Origin of the sequence: Paraburkholderia metrosideri (genome assembly GCF_904848625.1) — a bacterium.
Lineage (GTDB): Bacteria > Pseudomonadota > Gammaproteobacteria > Burkholderiales > Burkholderiaceae > Paraburkholderia > Paraburkholderia metrosideri.
The window spans coordinates 236,508-260,504 of the sequence record NZ_CAJHCP010000010.1 but is presented as its reverse complement, the minus strand read 5'-3'; the positions used below and the strand labels follow the sequence as shown (position 1 = coordinate 260,504).

20 protein-coding genes are annotated in these 23,997 nt (G+C 60.3%); 13 read left to right on the top strand and 7 right to left on the bottom strand.

From position 1 onward, the window contains the following. Positions 1-24: 24 nt before the first annotated feature. Positions 25-1,251, bottom strand: coding sequence for a DNA-binding protein (locus LMG28727_RS23495; RefSeq protein WP_201644709.1), 1,227 nt, complete (start codon positions 1,249-1,251; stop codon positions 25-27). A 2,126-nt stretch (positions 1,252-3,377) separates the two neighbouring features. Here LMG28727_RS23495 and LMG28727_RS23490 point away from each other — a divergent pair. Beyond that, positions 3,378-4,730 (top strand): replication initiation protein, encoded by a 1,353-nt coding sequence (locus LMG28727_RS23490; RefSeq protein ID WP_201644708.1) that lies wholly within the window; start codon positions 3,378-3,380, stop codon positions 4,728-4,730. A gap of 67 nt (positions 4,731-4,797) precedes the next feature. Here the strand turns inward: LMG28727_RS23490 and LMG28727_RS23485 are convergent, their stop codons facing one another. Beyond that, positions 4,798-5,853, bottom strand: coding sequence for a ParB/RepB/Spo0J family partition protein (locus tag LMG28727_RS23485; RefSeq protein WP_201644707.1), 1,056 nt, complete (start codon positions 5,851-5,853; stop codon positions 4,798-4,800). 25 nt (positions 5,854-5,878) lie between these two features. Further along, positions 5,879-6,541 (bottom strand): ParA family partition ATPase, encoded by a 663-nt coding sequence (parA, locus tag LMG28727_RS23480; RefSeq protein ID WP_042326592.1) that lies wholly within the window; start codon positions 6,539-6,541, stop codon positions 5,879-5,881. Between the two features lie 720 nt (positions 6,542-7,261). Here parA and arsC point away from each other — a divergent pair. Then, a complete protein-coding gene (arsC, locus tag LMG28727_RS23475) occupies positions 7,262-7,618 on the top strand; it encodes an arsenate reductase (glutaredoxin) (protein ID WP_201644706.1) in 357 nt (118 codons plus the stop codon). A gap of 245 nt (positions 7,619-7,863) precedes the next feature. Here arsC and LMG28727_RS23470 read toward each other — a convergent pair whose 3' ends face one another. Next, positions 7,864-8,847, bottom strand: coding sequence for a sulfonate ABC transporter substrate-binding protein (locus LMG28727_RS23470; RefSeq protein ID WP_201644705.1), 984 nt, complete (start codon positions 8,845-8,847; stop codon positions 7,864-7,866). Positions 8,848-9,075: 228 nt separating this feature from the next. On the opposite strand from LMG28727_RS23470, the gene LMG28727_RS23465 reads away from it, so the two are divergent. The 4 genes from LMG28727_RS23465 to LMG28727_RS34680 all read left to right on the top strand — a co-directional run bounded on the left by LMG28727_RS23465 (position 9,076) and on the right by LMG28727_RS34680 (position 12,243). Beyond that, positions 9,076-10,452 carry a GntT/GntP/DsdX family permease gene (locus LMG28727_RS23465; RefSeq protein ID WP_201644704.1) on the top strand — a complete coding sequence of 459 codons (1,377 nt, stop codon included), beginning with the start codon at positions 9,076-9,078 and terminating at the stop codon, positions 10,450-10,452. Positions 10,453-10,638: 186 nt separating this feature from the next. After that, positions 10,639-10,929, top strand: coding sequence for a DUF1272 domain-containing protein (locus LMG28727_RS23460; protein ID WP_201644703.1), 291 nt, complete (start codon positions 10,639-10,641; stop codon positions 10,927-10,929). Between the two features lie 353 nt (positions 10,930-11,282). Next, complete coding sequence (locus LMG28727_RS34580) at positions 11,283-11,414, top strand: hypothetical protein (RefSeq protein WP_268960526.1); 132 nt, start codon at positions 11,283-11,285, stop codon at positions 11,412-11,414. A gap of 547 nt (positions 11,415-11,961) precedes the next feature. Continuing rightward, positions 11,962-12,243, top strand: coding sequence for a DUF6723 family protein (locus tag LMG28727_RS34680; RefSeq protein WP_201644702.1), 282 nt, complete (start codon positions 11,962-11,964; stop codon positions 12,241-12,243). 117 nt (positions 12,244-12,360) lie between these two features. Here the strand turns inward: LMG28727_RS34680 and LMG28727_RS23450 are convergent, their stop codons facing one another. Then, positions 12,361-12,567, bottom strand: coding sequence for a hypothetical protein (locus tag LMG28727_RS23450; RefSeq protein WP_201644701.1), 207 nt, complete (start codon positions 12,565-12,567; stop codon positions 12,361-12,363). 379 nt (positions 12,568-12,946) lie between these two features. Between LMG28727_RS23450 and LMG28727_RS23445 the strand changes: the two genes are divergently transcribed. Continuing rightward, positions 12,947-13,501 (top strand): NADPH-dependent FMN reductase, encoded by a 555-nt coding sequence (locus tag LMG28727_RS23445; protein ID WP_201644700.1) that lies wholly within the window; start codon positions 12,947-12,949, stop codon positions 13,499-13,501. 97 nt (positions 13,502-13,598) lie between these two features. Here the strand turns inward: LMG28727_RS23445 and LMG28727_RS23440 are convergent, their stop codons facing one another. After that, positions 13,599-14,660: a hypothetical protein gene (locus LMG28727_RS23440; RefSeq protein ID WP_201644699.1), complete on the bottom strand. Its 1,062-nt coding sequence runs from the start codon at positions 14,658-14,660 to the stop codon at positions 13,599-13,601. Between the two features lie 222 nt (positions 14,661-14,882). After that, a complete protein-coding gene (locus LMG28727_RS23435; RefSeq protein WP_201644698.1) occupies positions 14,883-17,165 on the bottom strand; it encodes a hybrid sensor histidine kinase/response regulator in 2,283 nt (760 codons plus the stop codon). 534 nt (positions 17,166-17,699) lie between these two features. On the opposite strand from LMG28727_RS23435, the gene LMG28727_RS23430 reads away from it, so the two are divergent. From LMG28727_RS23430 to shc, 6 genes are all read left to right on the top strand, one after another. Further along, positions 17,700-18,068, top strand: a complete 369-nt coding sequence (locus tag LMG28727_RS23430; protein WP_201644697.1) for a response regulator — start codon at positions 17,700-17,702, stop codon at positions 18,066-18,068. After that, a complete protein-coding gene (locus tag LMG28727_RS23425; protein WP_201644696.1) occupies positions 18,061-18,684 on the top strand; it encodes a chemotaxis protein CheC in 624 nt (207 codons plus the stop codon). Before LMG28727_RS23430 ends, LMG28727_RS23425 begins: the two co-directional genes overlap by 8 nt. After that, the gene (locus LMG28727_RS23420; RefSeq protein ID WP_201644695.1) at positions 18,681-19,619 is read left to right on the top strand and encodes a sensor domain-containing diguanylate cyclase; all 939 of its coding nucleotides are present in this window, start codon (positions 18,681-18,683) and stop codon (positions 19,617-19,619) included. Before LMG28727_RS23425 ends, LMG28727_RS23420 begins: the two co-directional genes overlap by 4 nt. A gap of 217 nt (positions 19,620-19,836) precedes the next feature. After that, positions 19,837-20,688: a presqualene diphosphate synthase HpnD gene (gene hpnD, locus LMG28727_RS23415; protein WP_201644694.1), complete on the top strand. Its 852-nt coding sequence runs from the start codon at positions 19,837-19,839 to the stop codon at positions 20,686-20,688. A 4-nt stretch (positions 20,689-20,692) separates the two neighbouring features. Then, positions 20,693-21,961, top strand: coding sequence for a hydroxysqualene dehydroxylase HpnE (gene hpnE / locus LMG28727_RS23410; RefSeq protein WP_201644693.1), 1,269 nt, complete (start codon positions 20,693-20,695; stop codon positions 21,959-21,961). After that, positions 21,958-23,997 carry a squalene--hopene cyclase gene (gene shc / locus LMG28727_RS23405; protein WP_201644692.1) on the top strand — a complete coding sequence of 680 codons (2,040 nt, stop codon included), beginning with the start codon at positions 21,958-21,960 and terminating at the stop codon, positions 23,995-23,997. The genes hpnE and shc overlap by 4 nt, the downstream gene beginning before the upstream one ends.

Sequence of the window (23,997 nt, the reverse complement as noted above, 5' to 3'; positions counted from 1 at the left end):
TTTCCTCACCTTTACGCTAACGCGCTATCGGACTGCCTCGATTTGCCGTTCCGAAGCCGCCAGTGAGTCGTTAGACATAAATCGGCTGACGGCCGCCAGTCTTGATTCGCCGAGTCCCGACGAGTGGTCGCATTCAGGACACAGCAATTCGAACCGGTGATCGACCTGCGATAGTTCGGGCTCACCTTCGTCACATTTTGGACACCGGAGTGGCAGCGTGACATGACCGTCCGCTGCTGTGCCGACTGCGTTCAACTCCTCCTTTGTCAGCCGGCCTGCCTCGACCAGTGAACAAAGCAGACCAGCGATCGCCGGGTCGATACCTTGCTGGCCGCGCAAGACGGTGACCTCTTTGGTTAGCGCATCCACTTCATCCGATTGCTCGCGCAGTTGAGCATCAAGTCGATCACCCCGCGCCTTAGCAGCCGCGATTTGCTGAATAAATTCGAATTCCTTGCGACTCGCGTCACGAACGCCCGACTGGTAGGTCGCAGCCATGCTGCGCAACGAGTCGAGTTCCACCAGCATGGGCTTCACGCGTCGTTCGGCTTCGGCCACCGCGTCTTTGATTTGTTGCGCATAGTGTTCGGTACTTTGGCGCAATTCGACGTGTAAAGCGTCGATTCGATCCCGAAGTGTTGCGTTGGTCGCCTGCTCGTTATCCAGACGCTGACCCAGAGCCTCGTTTTCACGTTCAAGTCGGCGAACGGTGGCCTGCAATCCTTCCTGGTGAACATTTCCGTGCGTGGTCGCGTTTGATAGCTCGGTTTCCAGCGCGCGAACACGCTCCCACGCAGCGTCTGCCCTCATTTCACTACGCTTGATTGCTTCGTCCGATGCTTCACGGCGGATCTCGGCGTCTCTCGCACGTTGATCTGCGACGCTGAGTTGCGCGCGAATTTCCTCTCTTTCGCCGTCAAGCGTTGCGCGGGCATGCCCTACTGCTTCCTCGAACAATGCGCCGAGCAATTCACCGGCGCGTTCTTCAAGTGCTTTAGGGATCGCGCCAGCGCCGACCTTCACGCGGGACACAGTTCGGATGCGCTCCCAGAAATTGTCTATGTCTTTCGGGATATCGCTCGCGCTGCCCGTTTGAGTCAGATCACGAACCGCAGCCATGGAAGGGCGAACGCCCAAATCGAAGAAGAGCCTTTTGCATGCGTGGAGGGACAGATCTTGTCGTCGAACTCCTTGTGCTCGCATCGTTTCAAGCTCATCACGAATGGCTTGCCGTTCCTGGTCCAGATTCATATCAACCTCGATGTCGCTCGAATTGGATTGATCATAACAATTTACGTAGTATTTGCTACTGATTTGTTGGCGTGAGGTCGGTTTGGGTGGATTGCTGTTCTTTTAGGCTCGCAGTTAACCGATGAACTCATCCGCCTATGGTTTTTCCGTGAAACAAAACGAAGAATAGCCAATAAGTTGTTGTAAAAAAAGGGCTTTTATTCATTTGTTGCTGATCGCGCACTGTTTCACGCGCTTCCTTGGAGGCCAAGGTGTTGGGATGTCTTATCCGGAGGACTCGCGGGGTTGCGATTCTAGAGAGTAATAAAAGTAAACACCTTTGAACCCATGTTAAAAACGTTAACGCCACAGCAAACCCTTACCTGGCGGGCATTCTAGGGCAGGAAGGTGAAGCTTTACGGGAGACGTGGTGAGGTCTTGCGGGATGCTTGAGTGATGAGGTTCGGGGGCCTTGGTGAGGGGGTCCGGGACACAACGTGAGCGGGTTCAGGAGCCGCGCCCAGTAAGGGGGTTGGCGAAAGGTGAGGTTTTGCAGGACCCGAACGCCGTGAGTCGCCTGTTAACGCGGAAAACCTTGGGCGAAAGGCTGTGTTGCCCAAGGTGAGCGCTTTCGGGACCGTGTCGACGCGTAGTTTTTGACCTTATTTGGGCCCGGTAAACCCCATCGGTGAGTCAAGTCGGGAGAAAACGCGAACCGAAGGTGAGGTTTTACGGGACCGGGGCGCGTTTTTGCATCAATTTGAGGCAATCCGGCGGCTAAGGTGAGCTTTTCCGGGGGCGAAAACACGTCTGACGCAGTTTTCGTTTGCGACTCCGATGGGTGCCGAGTACATGGTGATTGGAAAGGTGAGCAAATTCGGGAGATCTAAACCGGTGCATCCAATCGCGGCTGACACGGCGTCGTTTTGACCGAAAGGTGAGGCTTTTCGGGAGACTTTGGAACGTGCAGAAAGCCTTGAGGTGAGTCAATACGGGAGTGAAACGGCTGAGATGGCCCGGAAAAGGCCAGTAGATGGTGATCGACCTTCATCCGGGCAGTGACTGCTGAATCCGACAGGTGAGGTTTTTCGGGAAGGCTTTAGCGGCGATCTGGGTTGCAAATTTTCGCCAAAAATCCGATTAAGGTGAGGAAATACGGGAGTAGTAGCCGTTCACGTGCAATTCAACCTAGATATAAGTGTTTGAAATCATTGGATTAATGTGGCGTGAATTGCAAAGGTGAGGGTTTTCAGGAGGTATCAACAGAAACACAAATTACCTACTGCGATGGCGAAAGGTGAGGCTTTTCGGGAGGATTTGTCGCTGACTTTCATGGCCTGCCGTCCTGAAACCCGCGTCTTCTCAAGGAGGGCGTCAGAGCAAAGGTGAGCTTTTTCGGGGGGTATTTGCTGCTCTGAGCAAGCCGTGCGGCTTGAAAGGATCCCGGCGTTGGGCTTTTTTATTGGCGTCTGCGCGGTTGTTGGCTGCGGTCGCCTCGCGGGGACGTCTGAAAGAGGCAAGTTATAAGCGCTGTATACCGCCACCCGATCGGCCGTCCCGATTGCCGGAGTGCCATGCGCGGTTTACTGGCTCTGGCGGGCTGTTGCAGATCAGGACGTCCCCGACGTGTTTACCGGCGCACTGGGAACGTCTCAGAGACGTTTACTGGCCTGCCGCGCTATGGCCGGACCCGTTGGCCTTTGCCGACCGCGTATTCCGCCGCCTGTGGCCTGCGGACTCGGCGCCGACTTGAGAAGCTGCCGCGTCAAGCTTCCTGACGTCGCGAGTTTTCCTGCGCCCTTTATGCGCTCCTCCACCCTTTCGACGGAATTGCCAATGCGATGTCGATCCTTCTCGACAAACCAGGCGTCGCGCCCGGAAAGCGCCAAATTTTTTAAGGTGAGAAGATTCGGGATCGAATTCCTCCCGATTGCACGCACTGGCTAAAAGTCCGAAATTTCGGGAGACCGCGATCTGCAAGGATCGGCCGAACCTGGCGGTAAACCGGTAAGGTGAGGGTTTTCGGGAGTCGCTGGAGGTGAGTCGCAGGTCGTAAACTCACTTCACCGGGAACGGTGAGATTCACGCTATAGACGGGTATCACCACAGCCGGTATGCTCTCGCGAAATCCCTCTCCGACCCGACGTATGGCCACTAAGCGCGCGAAGAAGACAGATGTAGTCAGCCCGAGCTCGGCCGAATTGCGCAAGGCCGTTGAGGCGATCGCGATTCAGCCGAAAAGCGGAAAAATCACGCTGCTCACCCGCAAGCTATTCAACGTGCTGCTTGCCGTGGCTCAGCAAGCGGATGAATCCGGCGACACATATCGGGCCCTGCTGTCCGACATCGTCGCCAATTCGGCGTTCGATTCCAACGACACGGCACTCGTCAAGGAGCACCTCCGGCGCATGGTGTCGGTGCAGGTCGAGTGGAGCACGGGCACATCCAGCCAGAAGCCCGGCCGCAAGTGGGGGATTTCCACGCTGATTGCCGACGCGGAAATTCTTGAAGACCCGACTACCCGGCGCGTCTGGGTGGAATTCTCGTTCGCGCCGAAGATCAAGAAAAAGCTGCTCGACCCGGTTCAGTACGCGCGTTTGAGTCTTCAGTTCCAAAGCCAGCTGCGCAGTAGCGCAGGCTTGGCGCTTTACGAGATTTGCGTCCGCTATCTGACCAACCCGAGTCATCTTACGATGCGTGAAACGTGGGAATGGTGGCGCCCTATTCTGTCGGGCACGCCAGACACGGAAGCGGGTGATGAAGCGAAGCGCGAATACAAGTATTTCAAGCGCGATTATTTGCGCCCGGCGATCGCCGAAGTCAACGCCGTTACGAATATCTTCGTCGAACTGATCGAGCATCGCGAAGGACGGCGTGTTGCTGAAATCCAGTTTCGCGTGACTGAGCGCAAGCAGCCTATGCTCGCGCTCGACGAGCATCCAAATGTGTTCGACAGCACGCTGGTCGACCGGATGGTGAAGATCGGCATCCCGTTGAAGGAAGCGCAAACGCTGTATGCCGACAGCGAAGAAAATCGGATTCGCGCTGCTTTGCAAATGACCGAGCAACGTATGCGCAGCACGTCGTTGCCGGCGGTGCGCAGTGCGCCCGCGTTGTTCAAAGATGCGTTGAAGAAAGGCTACGCGCCGCCGGTCGAAGCGCTGCCATCGGGTGGTACGGGTGGGAAGGCTGCAGTCGCCGCGCCGGCAGACGATCTTAAAGCCCGATTGCTAGGTGAATACTCGGCGTATCGTCGCAAGGAAGCGTACGCGCTGTACAACGAACAGGGTGAGTCCGAGCGAGAAATCGCGCGGCAGTCGTTTGAGGAAGATGAGTTGCCAGGACTCGGCACGCACATGCGGGACGACTGGCGTCGTCGTGGACTCGATTCGAAGATTGTCGAAACGGCGTTCTTCGACTGGCTGGCCCGTAAGACCTGGGGCGAGCCGACCGATGGTGATTTGCTGTCCTTCACGCTGAGCCAATCGCGCGCGGCGTAATCGCTTCATTCGGTAGGGCGGCGGTTGGCTGCCGCCCTACTCCATTTCCGTCGTTATTCCTGCGGTCTTACTTCAGCATCTTCTCGATCTGGCGCAGGATGTCATCCCGCTTCTCGCGCGAGAGTCCCTTCAAACGTAGCTCGATCCGGTCGTCCCCGTACGATTTGAGATCACCGACCGAGACGCCGCCGAGTTTGATCTCCATCCGTTGTGCGTAGCGTTGGCGCCCAACCGGTTTGACGCTTTCCTGGGCGCTTGCCCTTCCCTTCACGATGTCCGCAACTTGCCGGGTGCTCAGATCATCGGAGAGGATCTTGTTGATCAGACGCAGCGTTGCGTCGGCGCCGCGGGCTGAGTGATAGCGGCCCACTTGATACGCCATGTTGGAGCCGAAGCGATCCGGGCGCGCGACCATCTCATGCATCACCGGCTCGGGCAACTTGGCAATGGACAGCGCGACCGCGACGGTCGATTCGTCGAGCCCAAGATGTTCTGCGAGCTCCTTCTGACTCTGGAAATACCGATCGTCCAGAAAGCGTTTCCACACGACCGCGTTGTCGAACACCGTCTGAGAATCGCGCTGGACATTGAGGTCGTAGCCGAGCTTGTAGCTTTGGATGCCGATGGGCAGATCGATAACGATCGCCTTCACCAACTCCCTGTTCGCCTCTTTCAACGCGCGCACACGCCGGCCGCCGTCACTGACAAAGTAGGTGCCGGGGTTGTCGTAGTCGGGAATAACGTGGATCGCCTGCTGCTGTCCCTGCTTCGCCAGATTGACTGCGAGTTCGGCGATCGACGACTTCAGATAAAAATGCCGGGGATTAAACGGGCTCGGTTTAATGGTCTTGAGCGGCAATTCAATGACCTGGCTCGGGCGGTAGCCGTGTTCGACTCTCCACGCGCGGTATGCAGCCGATTCATTGGCGACGTCGCTTGGGTCGACTTCCGGTTCTGCTCTTGAGGCGACGGCCGCAATGGCTCGTTCTGCGGCTTCATTGCTCTTGGGATTGTTTTTGACCAGACCGTCGATTGCGTTCAGACGGTCCAGTGCGGTTCGCTTTTCACTGCTGGTCGTATCAGGACGTGCTTGAAAGCCTTTGGCAAATTGGGAGGGTTTCATTCAGGGTCCTTTATGCGCATAAATTTCACGGGAGCAGCGCGGCGATCTCGTTCGCGCATGCCCGGACTTCGAGAGCGGCCAGCTTCGCGCCGCGGTCATTCATCTGAAGCACTGTTTGTCCTAGGGCCATGGCCTGCTTGTAGGCTTCGCGTGTTGGAATCTGGGTTTTGAGCAGAGGGAATCCAAGCTCTTCCAGTGCACGCTTCAACTCACGCGTCAGCATCCGCTTCTCTTCAGTCTTATTGAGCAGGAAGACGGCGCGCAGATCTTCGTTCATGACCTGAGCTTGCTGGACGAGTTTGACCAATCCAATGCTCGACCAGTAATCGGCGGGAGAAGACGACGTGGGGATGACGGCTACGCTCGCGGCGAGAAGCACAACGCCGGATACTTTCTCTGTGATGGAAGGTGGGCAGTCAACCACGATGATGTCGTAGTCAGCCACAAACTTCTTGATCTCACGATGGATCTGGCTTCCCGCTTCCGAGAGGTTGATGACCGGAAAGGGAATGCCGGTATCGCCGTCTGATGAGGCGCTTGCCCAGTGAATCAGGGTGTTCTGCCCGTCCGCGTCAACGACGAGGACGCGTTTGCCTTTCTCATGAAATGCAGCGCCTAGGTGCATCGCGATTGTGCTCTTCCCGACCCCACCCTTTTGCTGAGTTACCGCGATGATTTCTGCTGCCAATATTCACCTCCTTTTTTAGACGCAAATGGATTTTACCTGGATGAATTCCTATTTCAATCGTTTTTATGTCAACAGAGGAAGAAGTAGCCATTTGGGTTAGGTTTATGCGCATAAAGCAGTGGCCTGGTGCTGAAGCAGAGGTGCTGGGCGTGGGCTTGCACTTGCAACCCTTCGACGGTGGTGCGGTGTGGGGCATGTCGTGGATGGGGGACGAGCGAGTGCTGCCGCGATACTTTCATTGAAGGAGTGCATTACTGCGTGCGACCAAAGCGTGGCCTGCAATCGCCTGATTGATGATGCTCTGATTGCGACGCGTCTCTATGACTGCGTTCGCGAGCCTTTCGAAGGTGATTGCCACGGTAGCTGCGGCATGCGTTGGGGGACTTTATGCGCATAAAGTCCTTCCCCAAGACGGGCTTTGGGTGGCTGTGAGGGTTAGATGGCGGTGCGAAACGAAGCCCATGATTGTCAGGTGCCGCACTCGATGGAAAGGCTATCGGCAGCGTCTAGATCGCGATGAGTGTCGCTCGCTATGTGGACTGCACGGCAAGCCAAGCGATAGCGCATAAGCAAACTGGCGACGTCTTCCATCAACGCGGACGCACTTTATGCGCATAAAGAATCCACCGGGCCCACTAGGACACCCCTCCCCTCTTCCGCTCAGCAGCTAAAATCCATCCGCAATTCCGAGCAATCCCAGAGCCCTCAATCCACGCCATCATGATCACCATCTATCACAATCCTCGCTGCTCCAAGTCACGAGCCACCTGCGAACTCATCACCACCTATAACGTCGCCAATGAAGCGACGGAGATTATCGAATACCTGAGACAGCCGCTGTCCGTCGCACAGATCGCGCAACTTCATGGACAACTAGGCTGCTCGGTCCGCGAGATGATTCGCGATACCGAAGCCGAATTCACAGAACTCGAACTGTCCGACGTCTCCCTGAGCGACTCGCAGTTATACGAAGCTCTGGCGAAGCATCCTATCCTTCTGCAACGGCCCATCGTCGTCCGTAACGGGCGAGCCGTGATTGGACGGCCGCCGGAAAATGTCGCTGCGCTATTCGAGTGACACGTGTGTCTGGCGGCAACGGTAGTCTCGCCGACCGCCGACCGCCGACCGCCGACCGCCGACCGCCGACCGCCGACCGCCGACCGCCAGACCGCCAGACCGCCAGACCGCCAGACCGCCAGACCGCCAGACCGCCAGACCGCCAGACCGCCAGACCGCCAGACCGCCAGACCGCCAGACCGCCAGACCGCCAACCCCCGAACCGAGTCAACTGCGCCAGACATCAAAGCAACAGCCGCAGCCCATTACGCCTTACCCGCGAGCGCTGCATCCTTCGTCACAATTTTCGTCGGAATGATACGGAGCTCGCTGAACGCGTCGGCTATACGTTGCTGTTCCGCAAGTACCTCTGCATCGACGGGCTTATAGATATGCGCGTAATGCCGCAAGCCCGCTTCGATGACGCCTGCATCGAGCCCTTGAATAGGCGCGAGTTGCGCAGCGGCTTCGCTATAGTGATCGCGCACCCACGCCCCCTCTTTGCCAACTTCCTCCATCGTGATCGCGAGCACATCGCCGTATTGCTGCGCAAAAGGCCGGGCGCTCAGGAAGAATTGATGGTGACTCACGATGCCGTCCGCGTCGGCGAGCAAGCGCGCGTTCGATTGACGCTTCGCCGCTTCGAGGAACGGATCCCAGATTGCCCACGCGTCGATCGCACCACGCTCAAAAGCCGCGCGCGCATCGGCAGGTGCAAGAAATACCGGCTGAATATCGCTGTACTTCACACCGCTCTTCTGTAGCGCTGCAACCAGAAACCAATGCACGTCCGAGCCCTTATTCAGCGCGATCTTTTTGCCCTTCAAGTCGGCCAACGTTTTTATCGACGAATCCTGATGCACGAGGATTCCTTCTGCGTGCGGTGTCGGAATTTCATAGGCGGTGTACACGAAGTTTGCGCCTGCCGCCTGCGCGAAAACGGGCGGCGCCTCCCCGACATAGCCGAAGTCGATGGCGCCGACATTTAACCCTTCGAGCAATTGAGGCCCGGCTGGGAACTCGGTCCATTTGACTGTGATGCCTAGCGGATTCAGTCGCTTTTCCAATGTGCCATGCGACTTCAGTAACACGAGCGTGCTCGCCGCCTTCTGATAGCCAATGCGAAATTCTTTCGGGTGCGCGTCGGCGGCAAAAACGGACGAGGAAACGAAGGGCAAAGCGGCGGCGGCCAGCGACGCGCCCACGCCGGTGAGAAATGCGCGGCGGGTGAGCTGCGAATGACGGTACATAAAAGTGCTCGTAAGAAAGACGGACGCAAAACGGACCGATTGACGCTGACGATAATTCGTCTGCTAGCCTGGACGAACCGATAAATTCGCATAAGCAAATCACGCGCACGACGCATTGCCACCGCCTAGCCGTGTCCCCTCCTCCCCCGCCGCATCAGGCCGCCGTGCCCCGCTACAATTCGTCATCCGCGCCTGCCCGCGGCTGCATCAATCGACAAAAGGGACATCGTGCATTTAACAACAACACTCGCGCCGTGGTCATCCCACGACACTCAACTGATTTTGTCGTGCGTACTCGGACTCGCACTGATCATCGTCTTCATCAGCGTTCTAAAACTTGCACCGTTTCTATCGATTCTGGTCGGCACGTTCGCCGCGGGTTTTGCTGCCGGTCTGCCGCTCGAAGCAGTCGCCGGTGCCTTCAGCAAAGGTGCGGGGGCGTTGCTGGGCGATGTCGGCATCATCATTGCGCTGGGGGCGATGCTCGGTGCGCTGATGGCCGAATCGGGCGCCGCCGACCAGCTCGTATCGACCATCCTCAAGCACTCCACGCCGCGCACGCTGCCATGGATGATGGCTCTCGTCGCGCTGATCATCGGCATGCCGCTGTTCTTCGAAGTCGGCCTGGTCATGATGGTGCCCATCATCTTCGTGATGGCGCGTCGTTCGCAGCAGCCGATTCTGCGCATTGCGATTCCCGCGTTGGCCGGTATGACGACGCTGCACGCATTGCTGCCGCCGCATCCGGGTCCGCTGATCGCGGTGAGCGCGCTGCATGCCGATCTCGGACTCACGCTCGGCCTCGGCGTGATCGTCGCGATTCCGGCGGTGATTCTCGCGGGGCCGCTCTATGGCATGTGGTTGTCCAAACGGATGCAGGTCACCGAACCGGAAGAAATGGGCAAACTTTTTTCGCCGGCACAAGACGCGGGCGTGCCGCCGAGCTTTGCGATTTCGCTCATCACGATTCTGTTACCCGTCGTCTTGATGTTGGGCCGCACGGTCGCCAAACTGCTGCTTCAGCCGGAGACGTTCCTATTCGACTCGCTGAATTTTCTCGGCGAGCCGTTGATCGCGCTTGGCCTTACCGTCCTGTTCGCGGTTGTGGCGCTCGGCTGGTCGCGCGGAATGGCGCGTGATCGCGTCGGCGGCATTTTGCGCAAAAGCTTGCCGCCGATCGCCGCGCTTTTGTTGACTATCGGCGCGGGGGGCGGGTTGAAGCAGGCGCTCGTTGTTGCTGGCATCAGCACGACAATCGGCAAGATTGCCGTCGGCGCGCACATGCCGCTGATTCTGCTCGCCTGGTTGATCGCGGTCGCGTTGCGCCAGGCAACTGGTTCGGCAACGGTCGCCACTACCACGACTGCCGGGATTGTGGCCCCGGTCGTCGCGGGTCTGAGCGCGACGCACAATTCGTTGATGGCACTCGCCATCGGTGCCGGCTCGGTGTTCTTCTGTCACGTGAACGATGCCGGCTTCTGGATGGTGCGCGAATATTTTGGGCTGCAATTGAAGCAGACTGTGTTGGTTTGGTCAGTGCTTCAAACCATTGTCTCTGTCGTCGGTCTGGCGTTGACGCTGGTGTTGTGGAGTGTGTTGACTTAACCGTGGATATCGCCAAGGCATCTCGTGCTTCTCGCGGATGATGTGGGAGAAGCACGTGAGATCAGCCGCGGTCGACGTTGGCAGGAATTGACGCCCGGCTGTCTATTTCAAGCCTCTGTTGCCGCATACACTGGCTCGCAAGTGAGGTGCGCCCGCACCTCGCGTCCTAATGCGGAATTCATAGCTATGCTTGAACTGAGACCGTCTTGCGAAGGATGCGGCAAATCGTTGCCGCCAAACGCGACCGACGCGATGATTTGCACGTACGAATGCACGTTTTGTGAGGTGTGCGCGCTCGCTACGCTGCGCAACGTGTGCCCGAATTGCGGCGGAAATTTCCAGCATCGGCCGATTCGCACGCGCGCACAGCTTCAGAAGCATCCCGCGCTAGCGGACCCCCACCCCGTTTCCGTCGATGAAGCGGCGCACGCGCGGTTTTTTGAGCGCTATCGGAACACGCCCGCTAGCGAGCGCTAACAGGCCCTCCCCCACCGGCACGGACGCCGACGAATCGGAATCGATATCGCGCAGCGGATATCACGAGCGTCGCCTACGTGCCTACCACGCGGCCAATTTAGCGCGTCAGCAGAAATCAATTATTGCGAAATCTGAAATCAATCACGATTTAAAAGAAATCGCGAACTCATCCACCACGACAAGACAAGCGGCCACGCCCAAGCACAATCGACGCCCTCTACCCTGCCCGGATTATTTCGAAAACTGAAAAAATGTCTTCTCGACTTCAGTATTTGTCGGCAGACACTCCATCGCTATTCTTCAGCCCATCGATCGCACCTGATCGCGACACCCAACGCTGAGGAGTAGCACCCATGAAACGCATTCTGTCCGCCCTGATCGCTTCCGTTGCCCTTTTTGCTGCGGCGTCGGGTGCAGCCCATGCTGCTGCTCCAGAGAAATGCAACGGTCCGGCATCGTATTGCAACGTGTTCTTCGGTAACTAATCAATCGGGTCACGTGGCGGCCGGGATACCGGTGCCAATCCGTTGTAAAGATGATTGTCGAAGTAAACAGGAAGGGCGCCCAGGAGTAATCGGCGCCCTTCTTTGCATTTGCTCCTGGCAGTCGCCAGAGCCGGTGAATGTGAAATTTTTCGCGCGACTAACGTGTTAAAGTGGATCGGCAGTTCGTCATTTCCCGCACGTCTTTTCCGCGGTCTCTGACGCAAAAACGCGTCCTCTCACTTCCTGACCCTGAACGGGTTCCCTTCTATCTGCGTGATGGTGGCGAGTGTCGCCGGCCGGCCCTGACCAAAACGGTCACGGATTGAGCACCTCATCCCCGGCTTCAGACAAAACAAATCGCTTTGTTTTCAACACGCGCAACAGAAGCCTGCCCTTTACTGGAGACAATCATCATGGCTGCGCCCACTCGACGCCATCAAGAGCGGGAAAGTTATCCGCGGCGTTATTTATGTTTGACAGCCGCTAGCGCCACACAGCAGCAACCGGTGGACGGCATGGCTTCCCGCCAGTCGCTCACCGTCCTTTGATGCGAGCCCCGATGGCAAATCAAAGCTCCCGTCGCTCGCAGAGCGCAACGCTTCCCGTCGCATCGGGCCGCGCAAATTATCAGGTCATGGCTTCGTCGCGACGTACCTCAAGCGGTACAGTTCCGACATTGAAAGTCGTGCGACTAAGTGACGAACGGGTGATTTACCCGTTCCAGGGGCACGCCGATCTGCCCTTTTGCGCAGACGCCGACACGGCCCAAGCGTACGCCGAGACTTACGGCTGGCAACTCGTCGACGGCGACATCGCGGTGCCGGAGTAGGTGCCCGATCAAACACCTCGTGGGAGGGCAACAAGCTCGACAGCCGGCCGCCTGAATGTGGCCGGGCATCGTGAAAGAGCCGGCAGGCAAATCCCCTACCCCGCCGCCGCCAACCGCCTAAGTTTTCCCGCCGCCGTCGATCCCACTTCCTTTGCGCCATACCTCCTTGCCGCGCTCAGATAGCTCGCCGCAACTGTGCGTCTTATCTGCCTCGGTGCCGTCGACAGCCATATCTCCGCCTGGTTGCACTTGCGCTGGCTGCCTTTCTTTCTTACGTGCAGCCACCGCTTCGTCATGCGATTTACCTGCATAGTCGAGACTCATGGCCAATCCTCCTGAAGATCAGTTGATTTCACTGTGAGCGCCGCTGTCCATCACAACACTACATACGCAATCGGTCATTTGTACCGAATCCGGCAATCGGCGCCCACCCTACACGCTCCTAAGCACGCATTTGCCTCAAATCGTCTTAAGCCGAAAGCATGCTTGATTGACAAGGCAAAAGTACCAGTTATCCACAAGGTTATTCAGTGATTCTGTGGATAACTTCTGGGCGTTCGAAGTTATCCACCGTCGCGAAAGGCGCTCTGCAGTGGATCACGCCCTTAAACCGCCATTCCATCGCCGTCCGCCGGGCTTTTGCCTATGATGGACAGTTCGTACCCTTTCGCGCGTCGAGCGCCTCACGTCAAGGAAACGAATCATGGCTTATCACATTGCAGTCATTGTCGGCAGTCTGCGTCGCGAGTCTTTCAACCGGCACCTGGCACAAGCGGTGATTTCGCTCGCGCCGAGTGACTTCACCTTCGAATTCATCGATATCGGCTCCTTGCCCCTCTACAGCCAGGACTATGACGCCGATTATCCCGAAGCCGGCAAACAGTTGAAGCAACGCATCGCGGCCGCCGATGGCCTGCTATTCGTCACCCCCGAATACAACCGCTCGATACCCGGTGTGTTGAAAAATGCGCTCGACTGGGGCTCACGCCCGTGGGGCACCAATTCGTGGGGCAACAAACCCGGCGCGGTGATCGGCACTTCCGTTGGCGCAACTGGCTCCGCGCTGGCCCAGCAGCACCTGCGAAACGTGTTGGCTTACCTCGACGTCGCCACCATGGGTCAGCCTGAGGTCTTTATCAAACACGACCCAGCGGTCATCAACGACAAAGGCGAGATACTCAACGACGGCACGCGCAAGTTCCTGCAGACTTTCGTCGACCGCTACGTCGGTTGGGTAAAAAGACATGGGAACGCCTGACGTCGCTTGATCATCCGCGCGAGGCTCACGACCTTCCCGCCTGACACTCCGGCAGCGGCCGCCGTTTCAACGGCACCGCTGCCGCATCTCACCCGCATCACACATGGTGATGATGGCCGGTCACCCGCTCCCACCCATGACGCACGGCAAGCTTGAAGCGCTCCCACGTGTTGTCGGGCGAGGTACGTTCCCAATGATCCCGAGCTTCCGGCTCGATCTCGTCCCACGCACGGTCGCGATTGCGCTCATCTGTTCCGATCTCTGCGCCATAGCGATACGCCGGTACGTAATCCTCATAACGGGCGTTGTCGGCCGCATATTGCGCGTCATAGTGCGAGCGGAAATCTTCCTCGTATTCCAGATATTCGTTTGGAATCTGGCCGCCCAGCGCGCCAGTGGGCTGCACTGCGCCGGGAACGACTTCCGTCGGCTGCATCACCGCGCCCGACCCGGCGATCGAACCGGCGGCAATTGCGCCGCGTCCGGCGTCGCCGATTAGCGGATCGACGACGGGTTCGTTGACCGGATCGACCAAGGGTCGCTCGCTGATCGGGGGCGGCACGAACGGCTCGGCGTCGGTGCTGCCCGGAGGCATCGCGTAATACGGTTGTTCAGCCGAGGTCGCAGGGCGCGTCGTGCCGGACGACGTGCTTACGCCCGACATTCCGGGCATCGCCGTGTCGGATGACGGTGTCGGCCTCACGACGTTGGACGTCGGCGGAGTGTTTGGTGTGACTGTGCCAATTCCCAATTCGTCGAGCACGGAATGTTCGCGTCGCGCTTCCGGCTGAGCCTCCCAATCGGGTGTGCGCTCGCCGATATCCACCGCACCTAGCCGCGTCAACGTGCTGTGAGCCAGTTCCGCATGCGATTCGCTGGTGGCATTGACGCACACCAGCACGGCGCCGCGCCGCATGGCTTCGGCATAGCGCGCGGTGTCCGGCGCGCGCGGGCCACTCGTGAACAGACTGGACAGGAAGCGTTCGATATTTGCCAGCATGCCTGCACCAGCCACTTCATCGGTGGCCGACGCAACAGTGGGCTCCGGATTTGCCTGCAATTCAATGGATTCGCGTGCGAAGCCAGTTTGCACAAGGGTGTCGCGGGCGCTTTCAGCTTGGGCGTAGGTGTCGAATAAACCAATCACGGTATGTTGCATGGCTGTCTCCCGACGTATCTAGGGCGGAACGAACGACGCTGAAACACGCCGTCCTCCATGCCCTTCTGCGCCGCAACGATCATGCCGGGGGGTGACGCCGGCCCCGCACCCTCCTCCGCACGCCTGCACGGCGTTCAGCCGGCAAAAAAGCGACGCATCACGTCACGCTTTTACAACCGTCGGTAAATGCCACTTGCGTCTGTCCCGCGCCGCCCACACTGGTCAATCCGCGGGATGCGTCGCCGGATTGGTACCGCTTTGCGCCACATCGCGCTGGATCGTCTCGAGCAGCTTTTCCAGCAGGCCGATATCGAACGGCTTGGACAGCACGCGCACGTCCACGCGTCGCGCGCGGTCGAGTTCTTCCGCGTAGCCGGTGACGAGAATGACCGGCAGTTTAGTGTCGAACGCCAGGACCTTTTCGGCCAGATCGATCCCGTTCAGCGCGCCCGGCATGTGGATATCCGATAGGACCAGGTCGAACGGCAGGGGCTCGCCCGTGCGAGCCTGCTTCGCGTGCGCATCGTCGAACAGACGCAGCGCGGTATCGGCGTTGAACACGCAGGTGACCTGGTGGCCCATCATTTGTAACAACGCTTCGGTCCCGGCGGCGACTTCTTCGTTGTCCTCGACCAGCAGAATGCGCAGACCATGGGGTGCGCTGCTTTCTTCCGTAACGGCTTCAACCGGGACCGCGGCTTCCGGTTCATCCGCCGCGCGCGGCAGATAGAGCCGCACCGACGTGCCCGCGCCGACCGCGCTGTCAATCGCAGCAAGCCCGCCCGAACTCTCGCAGAACGCGAAAACCTGCGGCAGCCCGAGGCCGGTGCCCATCCCCTTCGGCTTGGTCGTGAACAGCGGCTCAAACGCACGCGCGAGGACGTCGGACGCCATGCCGACGCCGGTATCTTCCAGCGACAGCTGCACGAACTCGCCGGTCAGCGGAAAACCGTCCTCGTGACGGAACACGATATTGCTGCCCCGCACGGTGAAGCGGCCGCCACTGACCATCGCGTCGCGAGCGTTCACCGCGACGTTGATCAGTGCCAACTCGAGTTCGGCGACATCCGCACGGATCGGCCACGTCTGCGCGCCGATATCCATCACGAGCGAAACCTTCGCGCCGAGCGACGCGCGCAGCAATTCGCGGCACGTCGGCAACCAGCGGTCGAGGAACAGTGTTTCAGTGCGCAATGGCTGTTTGCGCGCGACCCCGAGCAATTGCCGCGTGAGCGACTGGCCGCTCTTGAGCGCGCGCTCCATGGCCGACAATTCGCGGTCGAATCCGGTCACGCCGCGCCGTCTTGCGATCTGCACATTGGCGGAGAGGATCATCAGCAGGTTGTTGAAATCATGGGCGACGCTGCCCACCAGTGTGCCGAGCGCCTCCATCTTGCGCGACTGGCGATACGCCGATTCGATCGAGCGACGCATCGACGCCTCGGCCTGCCAGCGCTCCCATGCTTCCTCTTCGGCGCCGAGTCGCCGCAGCGACAGCCAGATCACGCACCACAGCGCGATGGACGGCATGAACATCGACAGAATCAGCACGCTCAGATGCCGGTACCACGCGGCCCAGATCGCCGACGTGCGATAACCGCACAGCACGTAGACGGGATACGAACCGACACGCCGGAACGCGACGATCAGATCGCCGTCGTCGACGTTCGAACGCATCCGCACGACGCCGGAACGGCGGCCTTGCGCAACGGCTTCCGCGAATGGCGTGTTCGACGCCATCACCGCGGGTTGGCGCGGGCGATTCGGGAAATGCGCGAGGAGCGCGCCGTCGGTGCGCACGAGGCTCATGATCATCGGCGTGCTGTCATTGCCGCCGAGCAGTTCGCGGTAGAACGCGTCGAAATAACTGGGCCGCAGCGCAACCGACACCATGCCGGCAAACGAACCGTCGGCCGCTTTCCGCTGCACGCCCATGTTGAACACCTGTTCGCCGGCGACGTGCCCCGTCATCACTTTCGACACGTTTTCCAGTTCGCGACCGCTGCGAATGCCGACGAAATCGTCGCGTCCGTCGATCGACACTACCGGCGATGGAAAGAACCGGCTGCTGGCCAGCAACGCGCCCTCGCGCCCGAAGATCGAGACGGCGGCGACCTGCGGATAGCCGCCGCCCATGGTGCGCAGCTTGTCGTGGATCTCGGCTTCGCGCGCGCGGATGCCGTCGTCGTCGAGACCCTCGGTCAACTCGATGATGCGGGCGTCGAGCGACTCGTTCATGTCGAACACTTTCAGCGCATGTTCTTCCGCGACGCGCACGGTGCGCAGCGTCATGTCGGTGGCATCGGCTTCACGCGTGCGCAAATCGCTGAGCGCCATGGCGGCGACGTAGACGCAAGGCAGCACGACAGCCGCGATCAGCAAGGCGATCAGCGTGATGCGCCGTACGTGGAAATTCTGTTCCGGCACAGAGGGAAACGACGCCCCACTCTGTGGGGGCGCGGAGAGGCTGTTCGCGCTAGGCGGCTCGAACCGGTCTGGTGTCATTGTTGATATTGCCAAAGTCGTTCGGGACCGGAATGCCGGAAGTCGGCTTCACGGCAGAAGCATAGCGCCGGAGCCAGCGAGAAGTCATTGCGATGAACGCCAGGTGCCGCAGATCGGTAATGGTCTGAATTGTATAAACAGTGACAAATCGGGAAGCGCAAACGAACACGAAAGTGTAAATGTATTTTAATATCGGTTTAATTGACCGGAATTTTTCTATAATCCGGATATAACGAGTAAATATAATTACTGAATGCAGTTTTGGCGAGTTGCTTCCGCGCACTTTTACTTCGAGAATTCTCGCCGTGGCAGAAAATCCGTCTGCATGCCCGCACGCATTTGCCCCGAGGGCAATCAGGCCATGCGTATCCCGCGTCTTCCTCGCGTCCGGTTACGCACGTTCCCCGCTCGCCCCATGCAACCTGCATTGCGCAGGCATCACCGCATTTTTCCGCTGATCGACCGATCGGCGCTAAAGAATTCGCTTCCACGTGCCGATAACACGTTAGAGCCAATTTCGCTTCCTACCTGCCCATGTCTTTGCCTATTGTGATCGCCGATGATTCTCTGCTTGCCCGCAAGGTGCTCACCAAGGCATTGCCGCCAGATTGGGACGTCGACGTGTCGTACGCGTCGAGCGGGCGCGAGGCGCTCGGGCTGTATCGCGAAGGCCGTGCGTCGGTGATGTTTCTCGATCTGACGATGCCGGACATGACCGGCTACCAGGTGCTGGAAGCGCTGCAGCATGAGGATCTGAACACCTTCGTGATCGTCGTCTCCGCTGATGTCCAGCCGATGGCCCAGTCGCGTGTGCGCTCGCTCGGCGCCGCTGCGTTCCTCGCCAAGCCCGTGACACCCGAGGCGCTTCTGCACACCCTCAAGGAGTACGGGTTGTATGCCTGAACCATTCCTCAACGAAGACCAGCGCGACGCGCTGCAGGAGGTCGCCAATCTGGCGATGGGGCAGGCCGCGACGCGTCTCGCGCGGCTGCTCGATTCGTTCATCGAATTGTCCGTGCCGCGCGTGAAGCTGGTGGCAGTCAGCGAGGCCGCGGACGCGCTGCGCGAGATGACCGGGATCGACGACACGGTGAGCGCAGTGCGCCAGGGCTTCCGCTCCGACATCAAGGGCGAGGCGCTCGTGATCTGCCGCAGCGACGGCGTGCAACAGTTATGCTCGCTCGTCAACGACCCGTATGCGCGGTCGAGCTACGAGTCGGTGAGCCAGAAAGAACTGATGTTCGACGTCGCAAACCTGCTGACGGGCGCATGCGTGTCGTCGATTCTCGACCAGCTTGGCCGCACGCCGGTGTTTTCCGCACCGGGCCTGCTCGGCGATGCGATGACGCTCGACGAAGTGTTCCAGCCGGGCGTGCTGCAATGGGAAGTCGCGTTGCTGGTCGAAGTGAATTTTGCGCTCGAAGACCAGAGCTTCCGCGCCCATCTCGTGATGCTGATGGCTGAAGAGTCGATCCGCCACATGAACGGAGCGCTCGACGAGTTGCTGTCCAGCCTATGACCGTGTCTGTCAATTCATTGAGCGACCTCGTCGTCGAGCGGGTCGGTTTTGGCATTTTCGTGATCGACCGCGACATGAACGTGCTCATGTGGAACCGCTTCATGCAGGATCACAGCGGCTTGCCGGCGGACCAGGTAGTCGGCAAATCGTTGTACACGCACTTTCCGGAACTGCCGCGCGTGTGGTTGTCGCGCAAGATCGAAAGCGTGTTTCAACTCGGCACGTTTGCGTTCAGCTCGTGGGAGCAGCGCCCGTATCTGTTCAGGTTCGACCACGACCGTCCTATCACGGGCGGGGTCGATTTCATGCAGCAGGACTGCACGTTCATGCCGCTGATGCGCGATCGCGAAGTCGTCGCCGTCTGCGTGACGATCTCGGACGTCACGCATGTCAGCATCGTCCAGCGCGAGCGCGAGGAAGCGGTTGCCAAACTCCAGGAATATGCGGATCGCGACGGCCTGACGGGCATTGCCAACCGGCGCTATTTCGAAGCACGCCTGCGCGATGAATTCACCCGCTGGCAGCGCTATGGCGGCGACATGTCGGTGCTGTTGTTCGATCTCGATCACTTCAAGAAGATCAACGACCAGTTCGGCCACGGCGTTGGGGATACGGTTTTGCGGCTGATGGCGCAGCGCGTCTCCGCCGTGCTCCGCGCGCAGGACTCGTTCGGGCGATTCGGCGGCGAGGAGTTCGCGCTGCTGCTGCCGTGCACGCCGCTCGCCGACGCAATGGTCGTCGCGGACAAGATCCGCAACGTGATCGCCGAAACGCCGGTCGAGGTTCAGGGCACGACCGTGCAGGTCACGGCGAGCGTCGGCGGCGCGGCCGCGCGGCAGGGCACGCCGTCGTATGAGGTGCTGATCAACGAGGCCGATGCGGCGCTTTACAGCGCGAAGCGGCAGGGGCGCAACCGCACGGTGGCGCTGAATTGACGTGACCTGGCGGCGACCGCTGGGTTTGCGGTGCTGCCTTCCGTCCCCGATTAAGCTGCAAAACTGCGTCGTCTCACAAAGGTTGATATACTTTTCGCCGTTTCCGGCATCCCTGCCGGGTGTTTCGCGCGTGTCCGCGCGCGCGGGCCGCCTGTCCGGCGGGTAGGCATAAAACCTCTTTAACGCCTTTCAGCAGGCGCCTCCAGCGGAGATCGTCTTGGCTGTTTCCAATCTTGTCGTGGACGACACAGAAATCGACGCCGCTGCCGCGACTTCCGGCAGCTCGTTTTATCTCGCCATGCGCATCCTGCCGGCTGCGCAACGCGATGCGATGTATCAGGTCTACGCTTTTTGCCGCGCTGTCGACGATATCGCCGACAACGACGACACCCCGCGCGCTGAACGAGCCGCCGCGCTCGAGCGCTGGCGCGCCGATATCGACGCGTGCTATGCCGGCGCGCCGCGCGCTTCGTTGCGTGCGCTGACGCGGCACATCCATACGTTTCATCTGCAACGCGAAGATTTCCACGCGATGATCGACGGCATGGCGATGGACGCCGCCGCCGACATCTGCGCGCCCGACGAAGCCACCCTCGACCTGTATTGCGATCGTGTCGCCAGCGCGGCGGGCCGTCTATCGGTGAGGATATTCGGGATGCAGGCCGAGCCTGGCCGTTTGCTCGCACACCATCTGGGCCGTGCACTGCAACTGACCAACATCCTGCGCGATATCGACGAAGATGCCGGTTTGAACCGCTGTTATCTCCCGCACGAATTGCTGGCGCGCGAAGGCATCGCGGTGACGAGTCCGCAGCAGATTGCCGACGACCCGTCGCTGCCGCGCGTCTGCGCCACGCTCGCCAAACGGGCGCTGCAACACTTTGCCGAGTCCGACGCGATCATGGACCGTGAGGCGCGCAATCAGGTGCGGGCACCGCGCATCATGTCGGGTGTGTATCGCCTGCTGCTCGATCGCACGCTCGAGCGCGGCTTCGACATTCCGCGCACCAAGGTCAGCAAACCGAAATTGCGCATGCTGTGGATCGTCGCGCGCTACGCGCTTTTCTGAGCTGATGCCCAAGCTCGTACATGTGGTCGGTGCGGGCCTCGCCGGCCTGGCCGCCGCAGTGCAACTGCAGCGGCGCGGCGCCCAGGTCGTGCTGCATGAAGCCGAAGCCTATGCGGGCGGCCGCTGCCGTTCGTACTACGACGCGAAGCTGGGCGCGACGCTCGACAGCGGCAATCACATGGTGTTGTCGGGCAATACGGCGACGCTCAACTACACGCGCGCGATCGGCGCCGCCGACGAACTGGTCGGCCCGACGCAACCCGAATATCCGTTCGTCGATCTGGCCACGCGGGCGCGCTGGACCGTGCGGATGTCGACGGGCACGCTGCCGTGGTGGATTTTCGACTCCAACGCACGCGTGCCGAACACCGGACCCGGCGACTATCTGGCGCTGATGCCCCTGCTGCTCGCCAAGCCTGGCCGCAGCGTCGCGCAGACCATGCGTTGCGATGGGCCGCTATGGGATCGCTTGTTGAGGCCGTTGTTTCATGCACTGCTCAATATCGAGCCGCGCGATGCGTCCGCGGAATTGACAGGTGCGATGGTGCGCGAAACGTTGCTGGCTGGCGGCCTCGCGTGCCGGCCGCTGGTGGCGCGCAACGGCCTCGGCAGTGCTTTCGTCGATCCGGCGTTGCGGCTTTTGCAGCATGGCGGCGCGGCGATCCGGTTGGGCTCGCGCCTGACGGATGTCGGATTCGCCGCGAATGGTGGCCGCGTGCAGGCGCTGAATTTCGTCGGCGAAAGCATCCCGCTCGACGCGAATCACGCAGTGATTCTTGCGTTGCCGCCGGAAAGTGCGTTGACGCTGGTGCCGGGTTTGCGCGTGCCGACCCGTTTTGCTTCGACCGCGAACGTGCATTTCGCGGTCGACACGCCGTTTGGTTTGCCGCCGGTCACCGGTTTGCTGAACTCAATGAGCGAATGGCTGTTTGCTTTCGACGGCCGTCTGTCGGTGACGCTCAACGCCGCCGAGCGTCTGCTCGACACACCGCACGAAGCGCTCGCGGCCACCGCCTGGGCCGAAGTGGCTCAAGCGGCCAATCTGCCTGTTACGCCGATGCCGGCCTGGCAGGTCGTGATGGAAAAACGCGCGACGTTTGCCGCGCTGCCCGACCAGGAAACGCTGCGTCCGGGCATGCGCACTCGCTGGAACAATTTGATGCTCGCGGGCGACTGGACGGCCACCGGCCTGCCCGCGACGATTGAAGGCGCGATCCGCTCCGGCCAGAAGGCCGCGGATACGTTGCTGAATGAACCGATGGAACGCCGATGAACGACTTATCTCAAGCCCAGCCGCTGGACGCTGTCCTGCCTGAATCCGCCGATGCCGACGCCGTGCTCGCCGCACTGGACGTGGAAATGCAAACGGCCGTAGCGCCCGCCGCATCGCTCGACGCCGCGATCACGCGCGCCACCGACGCGATTCTCGCTGCGCAGAAGCCCGACGGCCACTGGGTCTACGAACTCGAAGCCGACGCGACCATTCCCGCCGAATACGCGCTGCTGGTCCACTACCTCGGCGAAACGCCGAACGTGGAACTGGAGCAGAAGATCGCCCGCTATCTGCGCCGCATCCAGTTGCCCAACGGCGGCTGGCCGCTTTTCACCGACGGCGCGCTCGACGTCAGCGCGACCGTGAAGGCGTACTTCGCACTGAAAATGATCGGCGACCCGGTCGATGCCGAGCACATGGTCCGTGCGCGCGACGCGATTCTCGCGCACGGCGGCGCGGAGAACGTCAACGTGTTCACGCGGATTCTGCTCGCGCTGTTCGGCGTGGTGTCGTGGCGCGCGGTGCCGATGATGCCCGTCGAGATCATGCTGTTGCCGCAGTGGTTCCCGTTCCATCTGTCGAAGGTGTCGTATTGGGCACGGACCGTGATCGTGCCGTTGCTGGTGCTCAATGCGAAGCGGCCGCTCGCGCGCAATCCGCGTGGTGTACGGATCGACGAGGTATTCCGTGGCGCGCCGGTCAACGTCGGCCTGAACGAACGGGCGCCGCATCAGCATGAGGGCTGGTTTCGCCTGTTCCGTGGCGTGGACGTGATGCTGCGCGCGGTCGACGGCCTGTTCCCGAAAGCCACGCGCGAGCGCGCGGTGCGCGCGGCATTGGCCTTCGTCGACGAACGGCTGAACGGCGAAGACGGCCTTGGCGCGATTTTCCCGGCGATGGCCAATTCGGTGATGATGTACGACGTGCTCGGCTATCCGGCCGATCATCCGAATCGCGCGATTGCCCGCCAGTCGATCGAAAAGCTGCTGGTGATCAACGAAGACGAAGCGTATTGCCAGCCGTGTTTGTCGCCGGTTTGGGACACGTCGCTCGCGGCGCATGCATTGCTTGAAACCGGCGAAGCGCATGCCGAACAGGCCGCCGAACGCGGGCTTGCATGGTTGCGGCCGTTGCAGATTCTCGACGTGCGCGGCGACTGGATCTCGCGTCGGCCGAATGTGCGTCCCGGCGGCTGGGCGTTCCAGTACAACAACGCGCACTACCCCGACGTCGACGACACGGCGGTGGTCGCGATGGCCATGCAGCGCTCGGCGGCGCTCACGCGAACCGATGTCGATCGCGAAGCGATTGCGCGCGCGCGCGAATGGGTGGTCGGTATGCAAAGCAGCGACGGCGGCTGGGGTGCGTTCGAGCCGGAGAATACCCAGTACTACCTGAACAACATTCCGTTCTCCGATCACGGCGCCCTCCTCGACCCGCCGACTGCGGACGTGTCGGGCCGCTGTCTGTCGATGCTTGCGCAACTCGGCGAATTTCCGCAAGACAGCGAACCGGCGCAGCGCGCGTTCGCCTACATGCTGCAGGAGCAGGAATCGGACGGCAGCTGGTATGGCCGCTGGGGTCTGAATTACATCTACGGTACGTGGACGGCGCTGTGTTCGCTGAACGCCGCCGGCATGCCGCACGACGACCCGCGCATGAGACGCGCGGTGCAATGGCTTCTGTCGATCCAGAATCCGGACGGCGGTTGGGGCGAAGGTGGTGAGAGCTACAAGCTCGACTATCGCGGTTACGAACGTGCGCCGAGCACGGCTTCGCAAACCGCATGGGCGCTGATGGGTCTGATGGCGGCCGGCGAAGTCAATCACGAAGCCGTGGCGCGTGGTGTCGAGTATTTGCAGCGCGAACAGCGCGAGGATGGTTTGTGGGACGAAACGCGTTTTACCGCGACCGGTTTCCCGCGTGTGTTCTATCTGCGTTATCACGGTTATCGCAAATTCTTCCCGTTGTGGGCGCTGGCGCGCTTCCGTCATCTGACGCGCAATGGGCTCACGCGCGTCACGGTCGGGATGTAA

Excerpts from the sequence above, each read along its gene's own strand:
- LMG28727_RS23495 (WP_201644709.1), bottom strand. The coding sequence starts at position 1,251 with ATGAATCTGGACCAGGAACGGCAAGCCATTCGTGATGAGCTTGAAACG.
- LMG28727_RS23490 (WP_201644708.1), top strand. The coding sequence starts at position 3,378 with ATGGCCACTAAGCGCGCGAAGAAGACAGATGTAGTCAGCCCGAGCTCG.
- LMG28727_RS23485 (WP_201644707.1), bottom strand. The coding sequence starts at position 5,853 with ATGAAACCCTCCCAATTTGCCAAAGGCTTTCAAGCACGTCCTGATACG.
- arsC (WP_201644706.1), top strand. The coding sequence starts at position 7,262 with ATGATCACCATCTATCACAATCCTCGCTGCTCCAAGTCACGAGCCACC.
- LMG28727_RS23470 (WP_201644705.1), bottom strand. The coding sequence starts at position 8,847 with ATGTACCGTCATTCGCAGCTCACCCGCCGCGCATTTCTCACCGGCGTG.
- LMG28727_RS23460 (WP_201644703.1), top strand. The coding sequence starts at position 10,639 with ATGCTTGAACTGAGACCGTCTTGCGAAGGATGCGGCAAATCGTTGCCG.
- LMG28727_RS34580 (WP_268960526.1), top strand. The coding sequence starts at position 11,283 with ATGAAACGCATTCTGTCCGCCCTGATCGCTTCCGTTGCCCTTTTTGCT.
- LMG28727_RS34680 (WP_201644702.1), top strand. The coding sequence starts at position 11,962 with ATGCGAGCCCCGATGGCAAATCAAAGCTCCCGTCGCTCGCAGAGCGCA.
- LMG28727_RS23450 (WP_201644701.1), bottom strand. The coding sequence starts at position 12,567 with ATGAGTCTCGACTATGCAGGTAAATCGCATGACGAAGCGGTGGCTGCA.
- LMG28727_RS23445 (WP_201644700.1), top strand. The coding sequence starts at position 12,947 with ATGGCTTATCACATTGCAGTCATTGTCGGCAGTCTGCGTCGCGAGTCT.
- LMG28727_RS23440 (WP_201644699.1), bottom strand. The coding sequence starts at position 14,660 with ATGCAACATACCGTGATTGGTTTATTCGACACCTACGCCCAAGCTGAA.
- LMG28727_RS23435 (WP_201644698.1), bottom strand. The coding sequence starts at position 17,165 with ATGACACCAGACCGGTTCGAGCCGCCTAGCGCGAACAGCCTCTCCGCG.
- LMG28727_RS23430 (WP_201644697.1), top strand. The coding sequence starts at position 17,700 with ATGTCTTTGCCTATTGTGATCGCCGATGATTCTCTGCTTGCCCGCAAG.
- LMG28727_RS23425 (WP_201644696.1), top strand. The coding sequence starts at position 18,061 with ATGCCTGAACCATTCCTCAACGAAGACCAGCGCGACGCGCTGCAGGAG.
- LMG28727_RS23420 (WP_201644695.1), top strand. The coding sequence starts at position 18,681 with ATGACCGTGTCTGTCAATTCATTGAGCGACCTCGTCGTCGAGCGGGTC.
- hpnE (WP_201644693.1), top strand. The coding sequence starts at position 20,693 with ATGCCCAAGCTCGTACATGTGGTCGGTGCGGGCCTCGCCGGCCTGGCC.
- shc (WP_201644692.1), top strand. The coding sequence starts at position 21,958 with ATGAACGACTTATCTCAAGCCCAGCCGCTGGACGCTGTCCTGCCTGAA.